The organism is Kitasatospora sp. NRRL B-11411 (assembly GCF_000721345.1).
Lineage (GTDB): Bacteria > Actinomycetota > Actinomycetes > Streptomycetales > Streptomycetaceae > Kitasatospora > Kitasatospora cineracea.
The window spans coordinates 1-6,144 of record NZ_JOGH01000210.1 but is presented as its reverse complement, the minus strand read 5'-3'; the positions used below and the strand labels follow the sequence as shown (position 1 = coordinate 6,144).

Genomic DNA, 6,144 nt, shown 5'->3' with positions numbered 1-6,144 from the left:
GAGGAGATCGAACCACGCGGTCCCATCGAGACCGAAGCAGCCCGCCGCCTTGCCGACGACCTCAACGATCAGTAGCCAGCCAATTACCCCACACTTTCTAAGAGCGTTGTACGCGACTGCACTCGGCTACCCGCCCGAGGTGCTGACGGCCGACGCCGACCTGGAGGCCGACCTGGGCGTCGACTCGATCAAGCAGACCGAGCTGTTCGCCCAGGCCGTCACCCGCTTCGGGCGCACCCTGCCCACCGAGGGCACCCGGCTGACCAGCCACACCACCCTGGACGCACTCGCCGACCTGCTCCCCACCCTGCCGCCCCGCCCCTCCTCCGCACCCGGAACGGGGGCCCGGCCGTGAACGACCGCGCAGCACCACACCCCCAGAACCAATTCCCCTACCCCACAGCGGACTTGGCAGGAAAGGTCGCACTGGTCACCGGGGGCGGCAAGGGCGTGGGGGCGGCGATCAGCCGCGAACTGGCCGCGCGCGGCGCGCTGGTGGTGGTCAACCACTTCCACTCACCGCAGGCCGCCGAGGAGACCGTCGCGGCGATCCGGGCGGCCGGCGGGCGGGCCGAGGCGCTGCGCGGCAGCGTGGCCAAGCACGAGCAGGTGTCGGCGATGTTCGCGGTGCTGGCCGAACGGCACGGCGGTGTGGACGTCCTGGTGAACAACGCGGCGCGGGGCGTGTTCGCCCGGTACGACGACCTCACCGACACCGAGTGGCAGCGGGCGCTGGACACCAACCTGCATGGCGCCCGCTGGTGCGCGCTGGCGGCGGCGCCGCTGATGGCCGCCCGGGGCGGCGGGGCGATCGTGAACGTGTCGTCCATCGGAGCGGGGCTGGCCATGGACGACTACCTGCTGGTGGGCGTCTGCAAGGCCGCGCTGGAGGCGCTGACCCGGTACCTGGCCGCCGATCTGGGGCCGTCCGGGATCCGAGTGAACACCGCTTCGGCCGGCCTGCTGGACAACCCGACGGCCTCGCTCTTCCCGGCCGCGGACGCCCTGCGGGCGACCTGCGCGGCGGCGGCCCCGCTCGGCGGGGTGGGCCAGGAGGCCGACCTCGCCCGGCTGGTGGCCTTCCTCGCCTCCCCGCAGTCCCGCTGGATCTCGGGACAGTGCCTGCTCGCCGACGGCGGCCTGTCCGTGGGCCGCGCCATGCTCACCCCGCGCCAGGCGCCGACTCCCGTCCCGGCTCGGCAGATCCCCCGCCGGCCCGCGCCCGCCAACGCCCAGGTCCGGCCCGCCAACGCCCCGGTCCGGCCCGCCTCCCGGACGGTCGCCGTGGTCGGCACCGGCCTGGTCGCCCCGGGCGCGGGCGACCCGGAGGAGTTCTGGCAGCGACTGGTGGAGGGCGTCCCGCAGTTCGGCGAGCCGGGGGGACGCTTCCCGCTGGAGCACTTCTGGTCCGCCGAGGACGCCGCGGACCGCACCTACAGCCGGGTGGCGGGCTACCTCCGGCCGACCCCCGACCCCGCCGAGGACTTCCTCACCGCCTGGACCCGCACCGCGCTGCTCCAGTGCGACGCGCCGGGGCTCGCCGCCCGCCCGGGGGTCCGCACCGCCTGCTTCGTCGGCGCCTGGGCCGAGGGCTCCCAGCACGTGGAGGAGAGCGTGCTGGTCGAGGCCGCCGCCACCGGCATCGCCGCACACTGGCCCAAGCCCGCCACCGCCCCCGAACGCGCCGCTCTCCGCGCCCAGTTGGTACGCCGCCTGCACGCCACCTACCGGCACGCGGGCCGGCCGGAGGAGCACCTGCCGCTCGCCGCCGTCCGCGCCGCGCTGGCGGAGCTGCTGCCGGAGGCGGGTACGAGTACGGGGCCGGTGCCCGTCCAGGTGGTCGACACGGCGTGCTCGTCCGCGCTGTACGCGATCGACCTGGGGACGCGGGCCGTGCTGGACGGCGAGTGCGAACTCGCCTTGTGCGGCGGGGTGTTCTCGCTCGGCCCGCGCTACAGCGTGCTGTTCTCCCGGCTGCGCGGCCTGAGCCGCTCGGGCACGGTGCGGGCGTTCGACGCGGACGCGGACGGGGTGCTGTTCGCCGACGGGGCGGCGTTCGTCGCACTCAAACGGCTGGACGCGGCACTGGCGGACGGCGACCGGGTACTGGGCGTGCTGGCGGGGTTCGGCGCGGCCTCGGACGGGCGGGGACGGGCGGTGCACGCGCCCAACCCGTCCGGCCAGCAACGGGCGTTGACCCGGGCCCGGGCGGTGTCGGGGCTGCCGACCAAGCTGGTCGACTGGGTGGTCGCCCACGCCACGGGGACGCCGGTCGGCGACGGGGTCGAGCGCGGGGTACTGGCTGAGCAGCTGCCGCAGGCGTGGTGCACGTCGAACAAGTCCGTGGTCGGGCACACCGGTTGGGCGGCCGGCGCGGTCTCGGTGGTGCACGCGCTACAGGGGCTCGCGCACTCCACCATCCCGCCGCAACTCCCGTACCGGGCCCCGGACGGCGCGCCGCCACTGCGGGTGCCGACCGCCCCGACGCCCTGGCCGCGACCGGCGGACCGGCCGCGCACGGTGGGGGTGTCGGCGTTCGGATTCGGCGGCACCAACGGGCACTTGCTGCTCCAGGACGCCCCGCGCCCCGGCGAGTCCGCACCGCCCTCGCTGCCCGCCCCGCTGCCGGACGACCCGGTGGTGGTGGTCGCCCGGTCGTCCCACCTTCCGGGCACTCCGACCTCTCCACTGATGGAGCGTCAGAACCTCTCCTCCCAGCGCTCGTTCGGCCCGACCTACCCGATCCCCCCGTTCGCCGAGGTGCGCCTCCCCGCCCCGACGGCCGCAGGCATCGACCGGGCGCAACTGATGGCGCTCCAGGCCACCGCAGCGCTCGTCCGACCGGACGCCCCGCCCTGGTGGGACGAACTGCGGGACAGCTGCGGGGTGTTCGCCGCACACACCGGCGTCCCCGCCGCCTCTCCGGACCTGACGGTCCGCTGCCACGCCGCCGCCCTGACCGCAGCGCTCGCCGCGCCGCCCGCCCCCGACGGACTCGACCCGGCGTCGCTCCGCAAGGCCACCGAGGCGTTCCTCGACGCGGTGCGCGGGCGCACCGACCCGGGGGAGGACACCCTCGCCGGGCTGATGCCGAACGTGATCCCCGCCCGGATCGCCGCCCTGCACGACCTGCACGGCCCGACCATGACCCTGGACACCGGGCCCACCTCGGGCCGGGCCGCACTGCGGGCGGCGGCCGCGCATCTGCGGCGCGGAGAGCTGGAGTTGGCCCTGGTTTTGGGCGTCAACGGCGTCTCCGACCGGCCGCGGGCCGCCGAGGGCGCGTTCGCCCTGCTGCTCACCCGGGCCTCCGTGGCCCGCACCCGGCAGTGGCCGGTGCTCGCCCCGCTCGACACCGTCCTCGCCACCCTGGAACGCACCGAACCGGCCGCCCCGGCGGACCGCTGGGACTACCTCGGCGCGAACGACCTGGCGACGGCCGTCCGCCACCTGACCACCGACGCCACCACGACCGCCACCACCGCGACCGCCCCAGCTTCGCCCCTCACCTGGCGCCACACCCTCTCCTGGTCGCCCTCCGGCACCCTGCACTCCCGCCGACTCCCGCTCCCCGCCGACACGTTGGTGATCACCGGCGCCGCCCAGCAGGCCGCCCTCCGCGCCGCCACGCCCACCCTGCCTCCCGGCACCCACCTGCTCGCCGTCGGCGCCAGAACCACCGCCGAAACCGCCACCGAAACCGCCACCGGCACCGGCACCGGCACCGGCACCGGCACCGATCCGGGACAGGCCGTCGACCGCGTCCTGGCCGAGCACCCGTCCGGGTTCCGACACCTGCGGGTGGTCGCCGATCTGCACGCCGCCCCGCCGTGGCCCGCACCGCCGACGGCCGAACTGCTGGCCGTCCAGGAGGCGGCGTTCTGGGCGGTGCGCCAACTCCGGGACGGGCTGGACACCTTGGCGGTCGGTGTCGCCGCACCGTTCCACGCGGACCAGGCCGCCCCGCACGCTCACCTGTTCACCGGGTTCGTCAAGTCGCTGGCCTGGGAACTGCCGGACTGCACCGTCCGCGCCCTGGTCTCCGACCGCACCGATCCGGTGGCCGTGCTGTCCGCGCTGGAGGACGAACTCGCTGTCCCCGCCGACGGGTTGCCGGTGACCCGGCACCACCACGGTACCCGCCTGGCCCAACGCCTCACCCCCTCCGCCCCGTCCCTCTCCCTCCCAGGTTCCGGTGCGGACGCCCTCCTGCCCCCGCACCCGGTGGTGGTGGCCACCGGCGGCGCGCGCGGCATCACGGCCGCCTGCCTGCTCGGCCTGGCCGACCAACTCCCTCTGCGGCTGCACCTGGTGGGGTCCAGCCGCCCCGCCGAAGTACCCGGCGAACTGCTCGACGCCCCGGACGCGGAGCTGCCGGCCGCCCGGGCCCGGTACATCGCCGCCGAGCGCGCCCGCGACCCGCGGCGTCCGGTGAGCGGGATCAGCGCCGCCTTCGACCGGCTGCTGCACGCCCGCGAGTCCGCGCTGACCCTGCGCGCGCTGCGGGCGGCCTGCGGCGCCGAGCACGTGCACTTCCACACCTGCGACGTGACCGATCCGGCCGCCGTCCGGGCCGTGGCGGAGGCGGTCCGGGTCCGGGAGGGCCGGGTCGACCTGCTGGTGAACGGTGCGGGGCTGCACCACCCGGGCGACATCACCCGCAAGACGCTGCCGGGCATGCGCCGGATCCGCGACGTCAAGCTCGCCGGCTACCACCACCTGCGCGCCGCGTTCGACGGCCCGCTCGCGCCGGGGCTGTGGTGCAACTTCGGCTCGGTCACCGGCCTGGTCGGCCTGCCCGGCGAGAGCGACTACTCCCCCGCCAACGACTTCCTCTCCGCCGCCGCCCAATCCGCCTCCGACGACCGGGAGTTCACCATCGCCTGGACGATCTGGGACGAGACCGGCCTCGGCTCCGGGCCCGTCGTCCAGTCGTACACGGCCCGCACGGCCCGGCTGTCCCGGATGAGCACCGCCGAGGGCGTCGCCCACTTCCTGTCCGAACTCCGCCGCCGCACCCACCCGGAGGGCCGGACGGACCGGCTGGTCACCTTCGTCGGCACGGCCGAACACCACTCCTTCGACACCCGCTTCCCCGGCCTGCGCACCCCCGCCCCGTCCCTCCCCACCACGGCCCTCTCTGCCCCCACCACAACCCTCTCTGCCCCCATCCCAGGGTTGCTCGGCGCCCCGGTCCACCGGCAACCCGACCACGCCGCCTGGGAGTTGCTGCTCGACCTGGACACCCACGCCTTCCTCCGCCACCACCTGGTGGACGGCCGCCCCACCGTCCCGGGCGTCGTCCTGGCCGACCTGGCCGTCCAGGCGGCCCGCACCCTCGCCCGGGACTCCGCCGACACCCCCCTGCTACCCCCACTGCCCCTGCTCGGCATCGACCGCCTGGCCTTCCGCTCCTGGGTCCGCGCCCGCACCGACGGCCGCCCCGCCCGCTTCCGGATCGAGGCGCACCGCCGCCCGACCCGCTGGGGGTGCGCCGTCCGGGTGAGCGTCCGCTCGGACGTGGTGGCGCCGGACGGCCGGGTCCTGGCCACCGACCGCGAACACTTCCGAGCCACCGTCCGCCTCGGCGGCCCGCCCCCACTACCCGTCCCACACGCCCTGCCACCCGCCCTGACCGCCACCACCACCGTCACCACCGCCACCGCCACCGCCACCGCCACCGCCACCGCCACCGACCCGTACTACGACCCGGCCTCGCCCGTCCTGCTCACCGGCCCCTTCCGCGCCACCCGCGACTGGCGCGCCACCCCCACCGGCACCGCCGCCCACTGGCGACCCGACCCGGCCGCCCTGGCCGCCCTGCCCCGGCTGAGCACCCCGGCCGTCCTGCTGGACAGCCTCGCCCGCACCCCGTCCCTCGCCCCCGGCCCGGACGGCAGACACCCCGTCGCCGTCCCCCACCACATCGAACGGATCACCCTCCACCTCCCCGGCGACGACCACGACCTCCTGCACCACCACCCCGACGGCCTGCACCTGCACCACTCCCCCGCCACCGGCACCAGCACCGCCACCACCCCGGACGGCCACCGGGTCGTTGCCCAGATCACCGGCCTGCACACCACCGTCCTGACCCACCTACCCCCCCCCCCCCCCCCCCCCCCCCCCCCCCCCCCCCCCCTA

Annotated in this window: 2 protein-coding genes; both read left to right on the top strand. The window is 76.2% G+C overall.

The features are described 5' to 3' along the window. Positions 1 to 106 precede the first annotated feature (106 nt). Positions 107 to 355, top strand: coding sequence for an acyl carrier protein (locus tag IH44_RS0138620; RefSeq protein ID WP_030464535.1), 249 nt, complete (start codon positions 107 to 109; stop codon positions 353 to 355). Positions 356 to 408: 53 nt separating this feature from the next. Then, the coding region (locus IH44_RS49575; protein WP_198545114.1) for an SDR family oxidoreductase at positions 409 to 6,144 on the top strand (5,736 nt) is incomplete at its 3' end.